Genomic DNA, 16,033 nt, shown 5'->3' with positions numbered 1-16,033 from the left:
TCAATTCCATTCTCTAAAGTTAAGTGAGGTATAACCCTCGTCTCATAAGATTAATAATAAGTTTGTACAGCAAGCCTTACTTTTGTTGCCAAAAACTTTCAGACTGAGGGCGATTATCGTATTGCTCGACTGAAGCATGAACATCTGAAATATGTTGATATGCCCATTCTCCTAAAATAGCTAAAGGCTCAGCTAAGGACTCACCTAAAACAGTTAAAGAATAGTCTACTCTTGGGGGAATTGTTGAATATACCTCTCTTTGTATTAATCCGTTGCGCTCCAAATTACGGAGATTTTGGATCAGCATTTTAGACGATATTCCTGCTATTTGCTGTTTAAGCTCGCGATATCGCTTTTTACCCTGTGTTAAGGCATAAATAATCAAAATTGTCCATTTGTTAGCAATTTTATCTAATATTTGATGACCTTCACACTGAGTGTCAAAAATACCTCTGTTAGCAATTCGAGCCAAAGCAGGTTGCGGTAGATAATTAAGTTCAGTTTTTCTGGAGTTTAAACTAGAATTCATGGTGACTTACTAAAAGGTAACTGACACACTTTCAGGTAAATCCTTCCCAGTGCTTGCTACTAAATGGTACATAAGAAACATAACGTTTAAATAAAAATATTAGCCATGAAAGCATTTGTAATTGAACATTTTGGCGCACCAGATAGTTTCCACCTGGCAGATTTACCCAAGCCTGAATTATTACCTAATCATGTACTCATAAAAGTTGCAGCAACTAGTGTTAACCCAGTAGACACTAAAATACGTCGGGGTTTTATAGCTGATATTACTCCAGATTTTCCTGCTGTTTTGCATGGGGATGTAGCAGGAGTTATTGAAGCAGTAGGAAGTAAAGTCAATGCTTTTAAAGTTGGGGATGAAATATATGGCTGTGCCGGTGGAGTCAAAGGAACAGGCGGTGCTTTAGCAGAATATATGCTGGCGGATAGTAATTTAATTGCTCATAAGCCCAAATCTTTAACCATGGCACAAGCAGCAGCACTACCTTTAGTATCTATTACCGCCTGGGAAGGACTAATCGATCGCGCTCAAGTACAATCTGGTCAAAAGGTTTTAGTTTATGGCGGTACTGGAGGAGTCGGTCATCTGGGGGTACAGTTAGCAAAATGGGCTGGCGCAGAAGTATATGCTACCGTTTCCAGCCCAGCCAAAGCGGCGATCGCTCTTTCATTAGGCGCAGATGTGGCAATTAACTATACTGATACTGCGGTGGAGGAATTTGTCGCCCAATATACTGATGGTCAAGGCTTCGATCTGGTTTTCGACACTGTAGGCAACGATAATTTACAACATGCTTTCCAAGCAGTAAAGCTAAATGGCACAGTGATATCGACAGTTTCTACCTCCCAACAAGATTTAAGCCTGATGCACGCTAAAGGACTAACTTTGCATTTAGTTTATATGCTGTTGCCAATGCTGTCAGGAATTAACCGATCCCATCATGGCAAAATTTTAGTCAAACTAGCTGATTTAGTCGATCGAGGACAAATACGTCCACTTTTAGACGATAAAACTTTTAGCTTCTCTGAAGTTGCTGTTGCTCATGCTTATCTAGAATCGGGACAAGCGATCGGCAAAATTGTTTTGACTAATGATTAAGTAAGTAAAGAAGCTTTGCTATCAGCTTTAGAATTTTCAAAATTGGCAGCAGGAATACAAAAGAACATACCCCCAACCATATTTGTTGATGACCATAATTAAATGAATACTTAAAACCATGACAGAACTTTTACAACAAGCTTTAAAAAAGCTCTCTGACTTGCCAGCCGATAAACAAGAAACTATTGCTCGTTTGATACTCCAAAAAACCGAACAAGATGAAGCAAAAAGTAATGACGATAGCTTATTGCGCAAATCTATTGGTATGGGAACAAGCGGTAGAACAGATTTATCAAGCCAAACTAATGAACTACTATGGCAAGAGGACTAATAGCGGTAAAGAGCGGAATTATTGCTTTATTAGATCGAGACGATCGGTATCATCAAGCTGCTGTAACAGCGATCGAGGGACAAAAAATCTATATTCCTGTAACTGTATTGCCAGAAGTTGACTATCTAGCCACCAAATATTTAGGAGAAAGGGTTGCCAGAACTTTTTTAGAAGACATCGAGCAAGATAATTTTGCTCTACTGCCTTTTAAATTAATCGATCTAAAGAAAGCAACTCCTATTATGGCTCGTTATCAAGATTTACCTCTGGGCTTAGTTGATGCAAGTTTATTAGTCTTGGCAGAACGTTACTCGATCGACCAAATATTAACTTTAGACCGCAGACACTTTAATCTAATTCAATCGGATAAAGTGACATATTTCACTATCCTGCCCTGAAACGATCCCGACATTTTGTAAATTAAAGATTCAGAGTTTTGTACGAGAATAAATTTGTAGTGTAATTACCACTCGAACTGAGAATCGATCACAAAGCGAACCTTGGTATCATCTATAAAACTGATCAAAGTAGCCTCACTCCTCTTACACAATGTTTAATTGGTTTCGCCGTAACGAAAAAGCACAGCAGCCGTCTGAGACAACATTCCCTGAAACACAACCTGAAGTAACTACAGACTCTTCAGAATCGGCATCGACAGTAGCCGAACCAGATTATCTTGCTTTTGCTAAGGCTGCCTATAAAAATATTCAGGAACGTAAAGGTGAAGCCGAACAGAGAGTTGAGGAAGTAAAAGAACCTAGATCGGACGATATAGAAGAATCTGAATCTATTAATGAAGCAGAGACAGTAGAAGCTGATCTCAATGAGCTAGATGTAGCAGAATCCGCCCCAGAATCTACAGCAGCGCTAGAGGAAAAAATTGAGGGTGTAGAGGAAGTTGCAGCGGAAACTATTGAAGAAAATAAAACTGAGTTAGAAACTCCTCAAGCAAATGTTCCTGCTTGGATGCAGAAGTCTCAGGGATTAGCCAAGCTGAAAGAGACAGCTATTGAAACCCCCGTCGAAGAAGTTCCAGTACCAGAAACAGAATTAGACGAAGATTTTATTTGGTCATCTCAGGTACTGGCTAAAAGTGGTAGAACCGCTGAAGATATTTCGGAAGAGGAAATTAGTTGGCTGACGAAACTGCGTCAGGGACTAGGAAAAACTCGTATTGGTTTAGTTAATCAGCTTAAGGCAATTGTCGGCAAAGGCCCTTTAAATGAAGATGCGGTCATGTCGATTGAGAGTCTTTTATTACAGGCTGATGTAGGTATTGAAGCTACTGATTATATTATTGAAACCCTGCAACAAAAGTTAAAAAAAGAAGTTTTACCTCCAGATCAGGCGATCGCCTATCTGAAAACTATTCTCCAAGATATCCTTGACAAACCTCTAAAAAATCGACCAAATAGCGACTTTGTGCCAGAAAAAGATGAGTTTAATATTTGGCTGTTGACAGGGGTGAATGGTGCAGGTAAGACTACCACGATTGGTAAACTGGCAAACTTGGGTCAAAAGTCTGGCTATAGCTGTTTGATTGCTGCTGCGGATACTTTTCGTGCTGCTGCGGTACAGCAAGTTAAGGTTTGGGGAGAACGGACAAATACCCAGGTAATTGCTAATCCAGGACAGAATACCGACCCTGCTTCAGTGGTTTTTGATGCGATCGCTGCTGCCCAGGCAAAAAATATTGAGTTACTTTTAGTTGATACCGCAGGCAGACTGCAAAATAAACAAAATTTAATGACGGAATTAGCAAAAATCCGTCGAATTATTGATAAAAAAGCCCCCAACGCTAAAGTAGAATCTTTATTAGTTATAGATGCCACTTTGGGGCAAAATGGTTTGCGCCAAGCCCAAGTATTCTCTGAAGCAGCAAATCTTAGTGGTGTTGTTTTAACTAAACTCGATGGTAGTGCTAGAGGTGGTGTGGCTCTAGCGATCACACAGCAATTAAACTTACCAATCCGCTTTATTGGTGCAGGAGAAGGAATTGAGGATTTGCGACCATTTTCTAGCTATGAATTTGTCGAAGCTTTACTTAATGGTTAAACAAATTAAACAATTCAAGCTGTTTGTTTTCCTCAACTTAAGTGTTTTTACGATAAGTTTATTGGCGTAATAGCTATTTAGAGTTATCATAAATCAACCTAATATTTTCAGATCAATTTCTGAGAGATAGTGGTCATTAGATAATATAAAAGTTACTCTCATATTATCTGATTGAACATTTGAGTATTACTGTATTCAAAACCTATTTTTGACTAATGAACTAAAAAAAATGTCTAAATTTGTAGAGGCAATGACTGTCGTATCTTCTCATAGCCATCCCTCTCAAGAAAACAATAGTGTTGGTGAGTCTAGCGTACAAAATTCCAACCCGATTGTGGCGCTAAAAGAATTAGTGGCTAATCTCCAAAGGGAACAAAATAAAATCCAAGACCTGTTAAGCTCTTTAGGATTTGCCCTGCGTAGTTTTAGCAACCTTAATCAGTTTCTGGAATTGACTCCCCTCATGGCAGCCAGAGTTACTGATTGTATTGGTGGAGCATTGATTTTATATAAAGGCAGCAAAGTACATTTGGAGCAAATTCACTGCCAAGATAATAAGGTTGGTTTAGAAGTTAGTAACGTATTTGAACGGATAAATTATCAGATTAATCATCAGCAAACGATTAATGCTTCTGCTCAACTATCAGAAATTATCGATCAAAAAATGCGCCAAGAATTAGAATCCAAAGTGCATTTTTTTGGTACGCCAATTTTAGTGAAGAATATTGAACAAGGTCGTCTTTATGTATTTAGTATCGAGGCTGACTATAATTGGACTCCTACTCGCAGAAAACTAACTCAACTAGTAGCAGATCAGACCGCAGTGGCGATCGCCAATCACGAGTTAACGGTGGAGTTACGTTCCAAGGAAAGACAAGACCGTGAGCTAGAAATTGCTTCAGAAATCCAGCTGCGTCTACTTCCTAGTAAATGCCCCCAAATTAAAGGACTAACTATTGCCGCCAAGTGCGAAACTGCCAGTCGTGTGGGGGGAGATTATTATGATTTTATTCCCACCAACTACGATCGCCTTAAAAATAGTCAGCCTGAAATTGGCTCAGACGTACCCTGGAGTATCGTAATCGGCGATGTTATGGGGAAAGGTGTTCCCGCAGGTTTGATTATGACCATGACTAGGGGAATGTTACGCGCAGAAGTGCTGAATCGCCATTCTCCTGCTCAAATTATGCGTCATCTCAATCGTGTAATGTATGCTGATTTAGAAAACTCACACCGCTTCGTGAGTATGTTCTATTCTGAATACGATCCATTAAGACAAACTCTTTCTTTTACCAATGCTGCTCATAACCCTCCTTTACTCTGGCGTAAAGCTACTAACACGCTAGAAAAGCTTGATAGCTGGGGCATGTTAATTGGTCTGGATATGGAATCAGAGTATGAGGATGCTACGGTACAGCTTGCTCCTGGAGACACCATTATTTATTACACGGACGGATTTACCGACGCTGCCAATGAAAACGGCGATCGCTTTGATGAAGAAAATCTTTGTCTTTGTTTCAAGTGGGCTTGTCAGCATCTCGATACATCAGCAGAAATTCTCGATCATGTTTTTGGTCAAGTGAAGCAGTTTAGTGGTGCTAATAAAAGTCATGGTGACGATATGACTTCGATTGTGATGCAAATTCAAGCAATTGATTAATTAGATTAATTCTTTACTATTGGCTGGCGATTTCAGCAATCTGAGATTAGATTAGGTGCAAATCCTAACTATGAAAATTTTTAAGCTGATGGAAATTTTAGGCAACGATCAATTAATTCAGGTGATATTTGAACTGCATCATAATTACCTGTTACCTGTTTCTAATCTTTTAGCTCAAAATATCGAAGATCCCGATATTTTAGGTCAAATCCAGGATGCTTGGTATAACTTTATCGATTCAGGTCAAGTCTGGGCATTATTAATGGGTACATTTTTTGGTTACACCTTCAAAGGTTTTACTGGTTAAAACTAATAGTTATTTAAATTATTATTTTGGACTGTAGAGAGGAAACAATAGCTAATGACTTAAAATAATTGAGTCGTAATAATTGTTGATTTTATATTGTGAGCAAGCAAAAAACCTGGAGCGATCGCTTTGAATCGGCTCTAAATCCAGCGATCGCTATTTTTAATGCCAGTATTGGTTTCGATCTTGAATTAATTGAATATGATTTAACTGGTTCAATTGCCCATGCCAAAATGCTTGCTCAAACCAAAATTATTACCGATGAAGAAGCCCAACAGCTGGTAGCAGGCTTAGAACAAATTCGCCAGGAATATCAATCGGGTAACTTTAACCCTGGGGTAGAGGCTGAAGACGTTCATTTTGCTGTAGAAAGAAGATTAATTGAAATTGTCGGTGATGCAGGTAAAAAATTGCATACAGCGCGATCGCGTAACGATCAAGTAGGAACTGATATTAGGCTATATCTCAGAGCTGAAATCAGAGAAATTCAGCAGTATTTACGGCAGTTTCAAGCAGCATTACTCAATCACAGCGAGCAGCACTTGGAAACCCTAATTCCTGGCTATACTCATCTCCAAAGAGCGCAACCAATCAGTCTAGCTCATCATCTCTTGGCATATTTCCAGATGACCCAACGAGACTGGGAAAGGTTAGAAGATGTTTTCAAGCGGACGAATATTTCCCCTTTAGGCTGTGGTGCTTTAGCGGGAACGACTTTTCCCATCGATCGACAGTATACGGCAGATTTATTAGGCTTTGACCGTATCTACGAAAACAGTTTAGATGGAGTTAGCGATCGCGATTTTGCGATCGAATTTCTTTGTGCTGCCAGTCTGATCATGGTGCATTTAAGTCGCCTCAGTGAAGAGATGATTCTTTGGGCATCCCAAGAGTTTAGTTTTATTACCCTCAAAGACACCTGTGCTACGGGTTCAAGCATTATGCCCCAGAAAAAAAACCCTGATATTCCAGAATTAGTACGGGGGAAAACAGGTCGTGTATTTGGTCATCTCCAGGCTTTGCTGGTAATTATGAAAGGTTTACCTTTGGCATACAATAAGGATCTTCAGGAAGATAAAGAAGGAGTTTTTGATGCAGTGAAAACTGTTAAAGCCTGTCTGGAAGCGATGACTATTTTGCTCAATGAAGGAATTGAGTTCAAAACCCAAAGACTAGCAGAGGCTGTTGCTGAAGACTTTTCCAACGCCACCGATGTTGCCGATTATTTAGCATCTAAAGACGTTCCTTTTCGTGAGGCTTATAATTTGGTGGGTAAGGTGGTAAAAACCAGTATCGCTGCTGGAAAACTGCTGAAAGATCTGACTCTAGAAGAATGGCAACAACTGCATCCCGCCTTTGAAGCCGATATCTATGAAGCGATCGCCCCAAAACAGGTGGTTTCGGCTCGCAATAGTTATGGTGGAACAGGACTAGTTCAAGTGAGCCAAGCAATCGAACGAGCAAAGTCTCAATTAAATCTCAATTAAACATTACATACTTAATCTCTTTTCCTATGGGTCGTTCTTGGCGATTTATTTCTACGGTACTTGGTATTATCTTCCGTCATCCTGTTACGGGTACGACAATTATTCCTGTTTTGCCTGATGGTCGCATTGTGATGATTCAGCGTCGTGATTCAGGTCAGTGGGGTTTGCCTGGGGGAATGGTTGATTGGGGAGAAGATATCCCTCATGCTGCCAGCAGAGAATTAAAAGAAGAAACAGGCTTGAAACTGCTCAAAATCAAAAGTTTGCGGGGAATATATTCCGACCCTAAGCGCGATCCTCGTTTACATTCAATCTCAATTTTATTAGAGGTGGAAGCCGAGGGAGAATTAGAAGCTGAAGATAAGCTAGAAGTATTACAAGTAAAGGCTTTTGAACGCAAGGATTTACCTTTAGGAGATCTCTGTCATGACCACGATCGACAGTTACAAGATTACCTAAACGATCGAGTGGCGATCGCCTAGTTAGGAAGTAGGAAATAGGAAATAGGAAATAGGTAGTAGGTAGTAGGTAGTGGGTAGTAGGTAGTTAGCCTCTACCTATGTTTCTAGATAGTTTAAAAGCCAGTTAGCAGCGGTGGCGCGACGGGTTTGTCTGGGGCCAAATTCGCCCAATTTATAGCCTTTAAATCCTAGTTTGTCTTTCAGTAATTGTTTATTCTCTGGGGGAATAGAACGAGTCAGCTTAACAGTTGGAGGACGGTTGGCAATAAAGTCTGGTGGTTCGGGATATTGTTCGCCCCAGTCATCGACTACTCCTGTTAGATCCCAAGTTTGATTAATTTCATCGTAACGGTAGCCCAGATAATGCCAGACTAGCTGATTAACAATCGTATCGGCGATTTCTTCGTTGAGAATAGACCAGATTGTTTCAGTATTTAATGGAGGTAAGTTAGACATAAATCTAAGATATTTATTTATGGAATCGATGTTTAATGATTAAGCCTGCTCGATTGCAAATCTTGCTAGTGGTCGTAATTAGCATTATTGGAGTCTCTCTAGCTGCAATCTGGGTTCGCTTGGCGGTTGATACTGTTATGGTCGATAACCAGGTGGGTTTTAGTTTATTTTTAGCAGCTTCTCGGATGATCTTGGCTACGATAATTTTATTACCTACCTGGAAGAATCTAAAGTTAGATCGAGCAAAATCCGCTGCTTATTATTATGCGATCGCCGCAGGGTTATGTTTAGCAATTCATTTTGCCACCTGGATTACTTCTTTGGCTTATACTTCCATCGCTGCTTCTACGGTGTTGGTGACAACTAATCCGATTTGGGTAGGGTTGTTCTCTTGGTGGTGGTATGGAGAAAAGTTAAGTCTACAGGGCATAATCGGTATTGGCATTGCCTTGTTTGGTGGGGCGATCATGGCGATCGCTGATAGCAATATTGACGGTAGCTATAGTAATCCAATTTTGGGTGACGTGCTGGCTTTAATCGGTGCAGTGATGTCTAGTTTATATATGATCTTTGGTTCTCAGGCGCAGCGCAGGGGTTTAGATACGGGTAGCTATGTGGCGATCGCTTATTTTACGGCTGCACTATGTTTGTTTCCACTGCCGTTTTTATTTAAGGTTAGTTACCTCGGTTATCAGGGTAAAGTTTATCTATATGTATGCTTGATGGCGCTAATGTCTCAAATTATCGGTCATACTAGTCTTAACTGGTCAATGCGCTGGATTTCGCCGACTGTCATTAGTCTGAGTTTATTGTTTGAGCCAGTAATCGCTAGTTTAGTTGGAGCGATCGTCTTTGGGGAAGTTCCCTCAATTAATCTCTTACTAGGAGGTTGCATAATTTTAGGGGGAATAGGAGTATTTATCAAACAATCAGCCTGAAGAAGGGCTGTATGAAAAATGTACGGCGATCGCTTAATTCCCCCAGTACTCTCCAGGAAGATCCTTTTTTTTAACAGTAACCCTGCCAACTTTCTTACCTGACATTCTCAATAATTCATCACCTGAAAATTCAAAACCAAGCAAGAGTGCTATTTGTGCAACTTCATCTGCTGTTGATGAAGCAAGCACCTCATTTTTAAGTGCAGGTTCAGACTGCATTTTCTTTAAAAATGCTTCGAGTTGATCTAAAGCCATATTTTTCACTCCTATTCTCGCTATGCAGGTATTGCGAACTTGCTGATAAGACTTATAATAGACCATCTTAAATGCTCTACATTGAATATTCATGATCGCAAAATCTTAACCTCCACACTCCCAACTACATGCTGCTCCTTCAATAAAGCGATCGCTCTCTCCAACTCACAATAATTCAACTTCCAACTACTAATCGGAAAACAGATTTTACACTCAACGAAAGTGCAAGCTAATGGTTGAAGTTGTAGTGTCCAGATCGGGAAGTTGCGAACCAATGACGGCTAAACCCAAGGCTAGAGGGTTGGTAGTGCCGAGGATTAGGGGAGTTCCCGATAGGGCGATCGCGGAATGCGTAATTGACATCATAAGCGGTATTCATGGTTATCGGTGGTCAATTACCAGTCTTAAATTATTGTTGCGAACTGTCAGTAATTCGACTCACTAGCGGTATAAAGAACTCAGCAAAATCAATAGAACAGATACCCCGAAGGAAAAAGAAATATGTCTGAACTAAGTGTTGCCAAAGGTAGCTGCTTGTGTGGAGCGGTAAGCCTTTCTACAACCACCATGAACCCTCACGTTGCAGCTTGTCATTGTAATATGTGTCGTAAATGGGGTGGTGCAGCTTTGATGGCAGTTGAATGTAGCAGTGATGTTAGTTTCTCTGGTAAAGAAAATATCGGGATTTATCAATCTTCAGAATGGGCGGAACGAGGATTCTGTAACCAATGCGGTAGCCATTTATTTTATCGGTTCAAACAAAATAATCAATATTACATACCAGCAGGGATTTTTAATAATGAATCCTATTTTGTTCTAGAGCATCAGGTTTTTATCGACGAGAAACCTGAATATTACTCTTTTGCCAATGAAACTAAGAACATGACAGGGGCAGAGTTATTTGCACAGTTCGCCGCGACATCAAAAAACTAATAACTTTAACGTTTAATTCGTTGTTTTATTTAGATTGGAGTGAGCTAAAAGAAACTTGTAATACGACAGTTTTAGATCTGGGATTGTTTTATGAAATCCAATTTGATTCAATCCAAGCTGTTGACAGTTATAGCGGACAAGATTTTCATTTTTATAACAATACAGAATGGCTATAAACTATCGAACCCAAAAAATACTGCTAACTGGCAAGATTGACGACGAGCTAAAAGATTATCTCCTGTGGCAGTGTCATCATTCAAACAGCTTATACAACTGCGTTCTATGGTTCGTACGACAGTCTCATTTTGCTAGCTGTCCAACTTATGAGTATTTCGATAAAGACAATCTATTTAGAACCGCTTTTCAAGATCAACTCGTCAAAGCTAGTTATGCAGACTTGTGCAAACAGTTTAAGGACAATAAGCATTATGTTGCTTTAGGTGGTCAACAAGCGCAGCAAACTATTAAGTCGGTAGTGGAAGGAATAACTAGCTATAACAAACTAATTAGATGCTGGTGGAGTGGGGAGTTAAATCACAAACCAAGAATTCCTTATTACCGAACTTCAGGCGGATTGTATCAAGTTGCTTTTCCTGCCCAAGCTTTGACTTATGACAATATAACTGGACAGTGCAGGTTAGCGACGGCGAAGGAAAATAAGCCAGAGTTGTTTAACCCAGTATTAAGCATCAATGGTGGAGTTGAGTTCAAATCTGAACAACTATCTGAAGTGCGAATAGTGCCTAGTAATAATCAGCTATGGGCTGAATATGTTTACAAAGTCGAGACTCAAAAAGCAACAGGTTTAGATTATTCTCAAGGCATTAGTATCGACCCTGGTTTGACTAACTGGCTATCTGTACTCTCATCCAAAGGTAAAAGTTTTATTGTTTGCGGGAGGAAAATTAAATCAATTAATCAACGCTATAACAAAGCTGTCGCGCTGCATAAAAAGGGTAAGTCGGCTAAATACTGGGATGATTATCTAGCTGAGCTTACGCACAAACGTAACTGCCAAATGCGCGATGCCGTTAATAAAGCTGCTAGATTTGTAATTAACTACTGTCTTCAATACGGCATTGGCAATATTGTTTTTGGCTGGGGACAGGGTATCAAAACTAATGCCAATCTAGGCAAGCAAAATAATCAAAATTTTGTGCCTATCCCCACTTCTAAGTTAAAAAATCGAATCAAGGAACTAGCTGAATCAGTAGGGATTATTTTTACCGAAACTGAAGAAGCATATAGCTCTAAATCAAGTTTTCTCGACAATGATCTTGTACCGAAATATGGTGAAAAACCCAAGGGGTATAAGTTTTCAGGCAGAAGAGTGAAACGAGGCTTGTATCGTTCAGCCAAGGGAATTGTGATTAATGCAGATCTTAATGGTGCTGGTTCGATTTTAAGAAAAGTAGCCATACAGCTAGGGATTTCTTTAGCCGAGGTGGGTAAGGCAGCTTTGACACTGCCCAAGCGATATCATTTACACTTAATGCGTAGATCGTATCGTAAAAATGGAGAAACACGGCTTGACGCGAAGCTAATCCTTTAGGACAGCCTGTTTCGTAATATCATTTTAGAATCCTATGCGTTTCAACCATAGGAGATGTCAATAAATTAATCCTAATAAACTTGCCATTAATGCTTGCTGGGCGTGCATCCTATTTTCGGCTTGTTCCCAAACCCAAGAGCGATCGCTTTCTATGGCTTCAGCGGTAATCTCTTCCCCTCGGTGAGCAGGTAAACAATGCAGGATAATCGCTTCGGGGTCGGCGTGTGACAATAGCTGTGAATTGACTTGATAGGGCTGAAAGACGGGTATTCTTTGGTCGGCGAGGTCTTCTTGTCCCATGCTTGCCCAGACATCGGTATAGACCACCTGAGCATCTTCTACAGCGGCGATCGCATCTTGAGTAACTATAATCTCTGACCTATCTCCAGCAATTTTTTGCGCCTGTTGAACAATTTTGGGGTCGGGTTCATATCCTTGAGGAGCAGCAATTCTGACATTTAAACCAGTTAATGCGCCACCCAATAGTAGAGAGTTAGCCATGTTATTGCCGTCTCCTAAATAGGTTAGCGTCTTACCCTCTAGTGAGCCAAAACATTCTTGAACCGTCATTAAATCTGCCAAAATCTGACAGGGATGCTCTAAATCTGTGAGGGCGTTAATTATAGGGATTTGAGCATAGTTAGCAAAAGTTTCTAGATCTGCTTGAGCAAAGGTGCGAATTGCCAAAATATCGAGGTAGCGGTCTAGAACTCTGGCAGTATCTTCAATTGGTTCACCACGACCAACTTGGGTCACACTCGGATTGAGATCGATTACCTGTCCTCCCAGCTTATACATTGCCACGGTAAAAGAAACTCTGGTACGAGTTGAGGCTTTATAAAACAGTAAACCGAGAACTTTATTGCATTTAAGTTCTACTTCATGGCTTTTAAGCTGACGAGCAAGTTTTAATAAGCCGATAATTTCCGCTGGATTAAGATCGGCAGTGCCAAGCAAGTCTCTTCCTTTAAGCTGTTTCATATTGCCAAGTATTAATAGTGAGTGGAAGCATAAGCGAAGAGTTAATTTTAAAACCAAAGGTAGACTACAATCAATGCTTAATCATTAATTCATGAGATTAAATTAGGCTGAGAGAAAATGTTACAACTGGAATAGTTTGACTGTTTCCCTCGCAAATTCCATGAAGAATCCTACAGCTTTTTTCAACGGTAAAATTTCCTCTTATCTAGCTGTAGGAGTGTTGCAGCTTGGATGTTGTCTCGCTTTAGAAACATATTTAGACAAAAAAGCGATCGCAGCAGAAAATATTATTTTAAATTATGGAGTGCTAGAGTTTTCTGTCTCGGTTGATTCCCTGGAAACCTATGCTAAAACGGGTATAATCGATCCTAAATTAAAAAGTTATACTGATTTTCTGACTCCCGAACAGTTAGCAGAGTTTAAGGTTGGTCTAACTAGCAGTGCTGATTTTAGTCATTTAGCGATCGCCCAGTTTCTCTATTCATTTCAGGGCGAGAAAATACTTGAGCGTATGTCACAAGTCTTTAAAACTAAGGCTCGTCAACCAGGTTTTTATGCGCTGCGTTCGGCATTAATTTTGGCAGCAGCCGATCGGGATGGCGGGTTAACTCCGCTAAATGTAATCAAAAAGTTTCCGACCCAGACACTGCGGATTGATTCTCGACAAGGATTGGAAACCTTTAAAGATTTAAGTAAAGTAGTCCAAAGCAATGCTCTCTCCGTAGCAGCAGTAGAACAACAGGTAATTAAAGAACGCCAAGATCTGACTACAGTTGTACCCGAAGAAAGAAATCTCAACTTATTAAATCCTGGAGGCTATTCCTATCGCCAGCAGAGGCTGAGCATGAACGATATCCGTCGCGATCGCACTTTTCCTGTCGATCTATATTTACCAAAAATCCCAGGTAAGCAAAAGTTACCCTTAATCGTCATTTCCCACGGTTTAGGTAGCGATCTAACCACCTTCGCCTATTTAGCCAAACATCTGGCTTCTCACGGATTTGCCGTGGCGGTTCCCGAACATCCTGGCAGTAGCGCCAAGCAAATTGCAGCTTTGTTAAATGGTTTAGAAAGTGATGTAACTCCTCCTCAAGAACTAATCGATCGTCCGTTGGATATCAAATTTTTACTCGACCGAATTGCTGATAACTTTAGTAATCAAATTGATGTTGATAACGTTGGTGTGATCGGGCAATCCTTTGGTGGATATACTGCTTTGGCATTAGCAGGAGCAGAGATTAACTGGAATTCTCTCAACTATGATTGTCCTAATCTAGAAACCTCTTGGAATTTATCTTGGCTCATTCAATGCTTAGCACTACAAATTCCTTTGGTTGTCAATAAAGAAGAGCTTCAAGACGAGAGAATTAAAGCGGTAATTGCTATTAACCCTTTAGTTAGTTCTATTTTTGGCAAAGAAAGTTTGAGTAAAATTAAGCTGCCTGTGATGCTAATTTCTGGTAGTTCAGATCCCGTTACCCCAGCTTTGCCTGAGCAAATTATTCCTTTTACTTGGTTAACAACTCGTGAGAAATATCTCGTGCTGTTAAAAGGTGGCACTCATTTTTCTACTCTTGAGGAGTCTGCTGGCAGTATTCCCGTTCCCACCAAAGCGATCGGACCTAGCCCCAAAATTGCTCGTGATTATGTCCGACAGCTTAGTTTAGCTTTCTTTGGCGAATACATTACTCACCAAGAAGCCTATGGAAACTATCTCAATGCCGAATATGGAGCGGTTATGAGTAGAAAAAAATTTCCCCTCAGATTAATTGAATCTTTAAACCCCGATCTTTTAAAACTAAAATCTCAGGAAGAGGAACAGGAATAATTACTGATTAAGGCTCGTTACTCGTTACTCATTACTCATTACTCATTACTGATTGCTAAAGAACTCCCGCATTGCCCAAACCTAAAATAATCCCTGCTCCTAGTATGTGACCTAAACTGGTGGTTGCTAGTAACTCAGGCAGACCAAATTTATCCCATACTTCAGGCTTAGGCACGGGTAAACTTGGCCCTTGTCCAGAATTTTGAATCGCATAGCGACCAATAGCTATACAAAATAAGTTTGACATAATCATTACTAAAGCCACAGAAGGATTCCACTCAATAGTTGAAGGCGCGTGCTGAACTGCCAAAATCAAGTTAGATATCATCATAAATTTAGTTTCCCTTGCTGATTAAATATTTCTTTCGGCTATTTTTTGTTTATAGGAATTATAAAAATCTCTCTGTACAAAACGATGTTTCTTTTAAATAATTAACAGTAAGACAAACTTTTACAACCAAATTCTCTAATTAATCAGCTATAGAACCAATGCGAGTTAAAATATGCGGAATTACCCAGATTGAGCAGGGTAAAGCAATTGTTGAACTGGGAGCAGACAGTATTGGTTTTATCTGTGTCCCAGAATCTCCCCGATATGTAAGTGCCGATCGCTTGAGGGCGATCGCCGATACACTACCAAGTGAAACAGTTAAAATCGGTGTCTTTGCTAATCATGGTGTAACCGAAATTATTTCAGTAGTCCAACAGGCTCATTTATCGGCTGTTCAGCTACATGGCACAGAATCTCCCGAGTTTTGTCGGCAACTACGTCAGGCAATTAGACCAGAAATTGAGTTAATTAAAGCCTTTCGGCTCAAGTCGGCAGCATCTTTAGGCGAAACCTCTGCTTATCTAGATTGTGTAGATACTTTGTTGCTTGATGCTTATCATCCTCAAATGCTCGGCGGGACAGGTCACACTATTGATTGGCAAGATTTGCTTCAGTTTAAACCAGCTATTCCTTGGCTACTAGCGGGGGGATTAACTCCCGATAATATTAGCGAGGCTTTATCTCGTTTACAGCCTGATGGGATCGATCTTTCTAGCGGTGTCGAGCGATCGCCTGGGGATAAAGATTTAGCTAAAGTGGCTCAATTATTTGAGGCAATTAATAATTAATTTCGATTTTTTAATTATGAGTCGTGGGATAATTACAGCCTTG

Annotated in this window: 19 protein-coding genes; 13 read left to right on the top strand and 6 right to left on the bottom strand. The window is 40.1% G+C overall.

Annotated elements, in window-relative coordinates; genetic code table 11:
* Positions 1-76: 76 nt before the first annotated feature.
* The gene (locus KME09_20105; GenBank protein MBW4536246.1) at positions 77-529 is read right to left on the bottom strand and encodes a helix-turn-helix transcriptional regulator; all 453 of its coding nucleotides are present in this window, start codon (positions 527-529) and stop codon (positions 77-79) included.
* Between the two features lie 105 nt (positions 530-634).
* Between KME09_20105 and KME09_20100 the strand changes: the two genes are divergently transcribed.
* The 8 genes from KME09_20100 (at position 635) to KME09_20065 (ending at position 7,949) form a co-directional block, all read left to right on the top strand.
* Positions 635-1,627, top strand: coding sequence for a zinc-dependent alcohol dehydrogenase family protein (locus KME09_20100; GenBank protein ID MBW4536245.1), 993 nt, complete (start codon positions 635-637; stop codon positions 1,625-1,627).
* A gap of 118 nt (positions 1,628-1,745) precedes the next feature.
* Positions 1,746-1,958 carry a hypothetical protein gene (locus KME09_20095; protein ID MBW4536244.1) on the top strand — a complete coding sequence of 71 codons (213 nt, stop codon included), beginning with the start codon at positions 1,746-1,748 and terminating at the stop codon, positions 1,956-1,958.
* The gene (locus KME09_20090; protein ID MBW4536243.1) at positions 1,943-2,356 is read left to right on the top strand and encodes a PIN domain-containing protein; all 414 of its coding nucleotides are present in this window, start codon (positions 1,943-1,945) and stop codon (positions 2,354-2,356) included. The genes KME09_20095 and KME09_20090 overlap by 16 nt, the downstream gene beginning before the upstream one ends.
* A 151-nt stretch (positions 2,357-2,507) precedes the next feature.
* Positions 2,508-4,013 carry a signal recognition particle-docking protein FtsY gene (gene ftsY, locus KME09_20085; GenBank protein ID MBW4536242.1) on the top strand — a complete coding sequence of 502 codons (1,506 nt, stop codon included), beginning with the start codon at positions 2,508-2,510 and terminating at the stop codon, positions 4,011-4,013.
* A gap of 229 nt (positions 4,014-4,242) precedes the next feature.
* Positions 4,243-5,673, top strand: a complete 1,431-nt coding sequence (locus tag KME09_20080) for a PP2C family protein-serine/threonine phosphatase (protein ID MBW4536241.1) — start codon at positions 4,243-4,245, stop codon at positions 5,671-5,673.
* Between the two features lie 88 nt (positions 5,674-5,761).
* Positions 5,762-5,980, top strand: coding sequence for a hypothetical protein (locus KME09_20075; protein MBW4536240.1), 219 nt, complete (start codon positions 5,762-5,764; stop codon positions 5,978-5,980).
* A gap of 98 nt (positions 5,981-6,078) precedes the next feature.
* Positions 6,079-7,467 (top strand): argininosuccinate lyase, encoded by a 1,389-nt coding sequence (gene argH, locus KME09_20070; GenBank protein MBW4536239.1) that lies wholly within the window; start codon positions 6,079-6,081, stop codon positions 7,465-7,467.
* A gap of 26 nt (positions 7,468-7,493) precedes the next feature.
* Positions 7,494-7,949: an NUDIX hydrolase gene (locus KME09_20065; GenBank protein ID MBW4536238.1), complete on the top strand. Its 456-nt coding sequence runs from the start codon at positions 7,494-7,496 to the stop codon at positions 7,947-7,949.
* 75 nt (positions 7,950-8,024) lie between these two features.
* On the opposite strand, the gene KME09_20060 is transcribed toward KME09_20065, so the two are convergent.
* Positions 8,025-8,384 carry a DUF1823 family protein gene (locus KME09_20060; protein ID MBW4536237.1) on the bottom strand — a complete coding sequence of 120 codons (360 nt, stop codon included), beginning with the start codon at positions 8,382-8,384 and terminating at the stop codon, positions 8,025-8,027.
* Between the two features lie 38 nt (positions 8,385-8,422).
* Here KME09_20060 and KME09_20055 point away from each other — a divergent pair, with 38 nt between their 5' ends.
* Positions 8,423-9,322, top strand: coding sequence for a DMT family transporter (locus KME09_20055; protein MBW4536236.1), 900 nt, complete (start codon positions 8,423-8,425; stop codon positions 9,320-9,322).
* Between the two features lie 33 nt (positions 9,323-9,355).
* On the opposite strand, the gene KME09_20050 is transcribed toward KME09_20055, so the two are convergent.
* Positions 9,356-9,577, bottom strand: a complete 222-nt coding sequence (locus KME09_20050) for a Nif11-like leader peptide family natural product precursor (protein ID MBW4536235.1) — start codon at positions 9,575-9,577, stop codon at positions 9,356-9,358.
* A 213-nt stretch (positions 9,578-9,790) separates the two neighbouring features.
* A complete protein-coding gene (locus KME09_20045) occupies positions 9,791-9,943 on the bottom strand; it encodes a metal-dependent hydrolase (GenBank protein ID MBW4536234.1) in 153 nt (50 codons plus the stop codon).
* A 135-nt stretch (positions 9,944-10,078) separates the two neighbouring features.
* Here KME09_20045 and KME09_20040 point away from each other — a divergent pair, with 135 nt between their 5' ends.
* Positions 10,079-10,510 carry a GFA family protein gene (locus KME09_20040; protein ID MBW4536233.1) on the top strand — a complete coding sequence of 144 codons (432 nt, stop codon included), beginning with the start codon at positions 10,079-10,081 and terminating at the stop codon, positions 10,508-10,510.
* 166 nt (positions 10,511-10,676) lie between these two features.
* Positions 10,677-12,062, top strand: a complete 1,386-nt coding sequence (locus tag KME09_20035) for a transposase (GenBank protein ID MBW4536232.1) — start codon at positions 10,677-10,679, stop codon at positions 12,060-12,062.
* Between the two features lie 57 nt (positions 12,063-12,119).
* Here the strand turns inward: KME09_20035 and argF are convergent, their stop codons facing one another.
* Complete coding sequence (gene argF, locus KME09_20030; GenBank protein ID MBW4536231.1) at positions 12,120-13,043, bottom strand: ornithine carbamoyltransferase; 924 nt, start codon at positions 13,041-13,043, stop codon at positions 12,120-12,122.
* A 160-nt stretch (positions 13,044-13,203) separates the two neighbouring features.
* Between argF and KME09_20025 the strand changes: the two genes are divergently transcribed.
* Positions 13,204-14,871 (top strand): alpha/beta hydrolase, encoded by a 1,668-nt coding sequence (locus tag KME09_20025; protein MBW4536230.1) that lies wholly within the window; start codon positions 13,204-13,206, stop codon positions 14,869-14,871.
* A 55-nt stretch (positions 14,872-14,926) separates the two neighbouring features.
* Here KME09_20025 and psaK read toward each other — a convergent pair whose 3' ends face one another.
* Positions 14,927-15,199, bottom strand: a complete 273-nt coding sequence (psaK, locus tag KME09_20020; GenBank protein ID MBW4536229.1) for a photosystem I reaction center subunit PsaK — start codon at positions 15,197-15,199, stop codon at positions 14,927-14,929.
* 161 nt (positions 15,200-15,360) lie between these two features.
* Between psaK and KME09_20015 the strand changes: the two genes are divergently transcribed.
* Positions 15,361-15,990 (top strand): phosphoribosylanthranilate isomerase, encoded by a 630-nt coding sequence (locus KME09_20015; GenBank protein ID MBW4536228.1) that lies wholly within the window; start codon positions 15,361-15,363, stop codon positions 15,988-15,990.
* Positions 15,991-16,033 lie beyond the last annotated feature (43 nt).

Origin of the sequence: Pleurocapsa minor HA4230-MV1, from assembly GCA_019359095.1 — a bacterium.
GTDB classification, from domain to species: Bacteria; Cyanobacteriota; Cyanobacteriia; order Cyanobacteriales; family Xenococcaceae; genus Waterburya; species Waterburya minor.
This window is presented reverse-complemented; position numbering and strand designations above follow the sequence as displayed.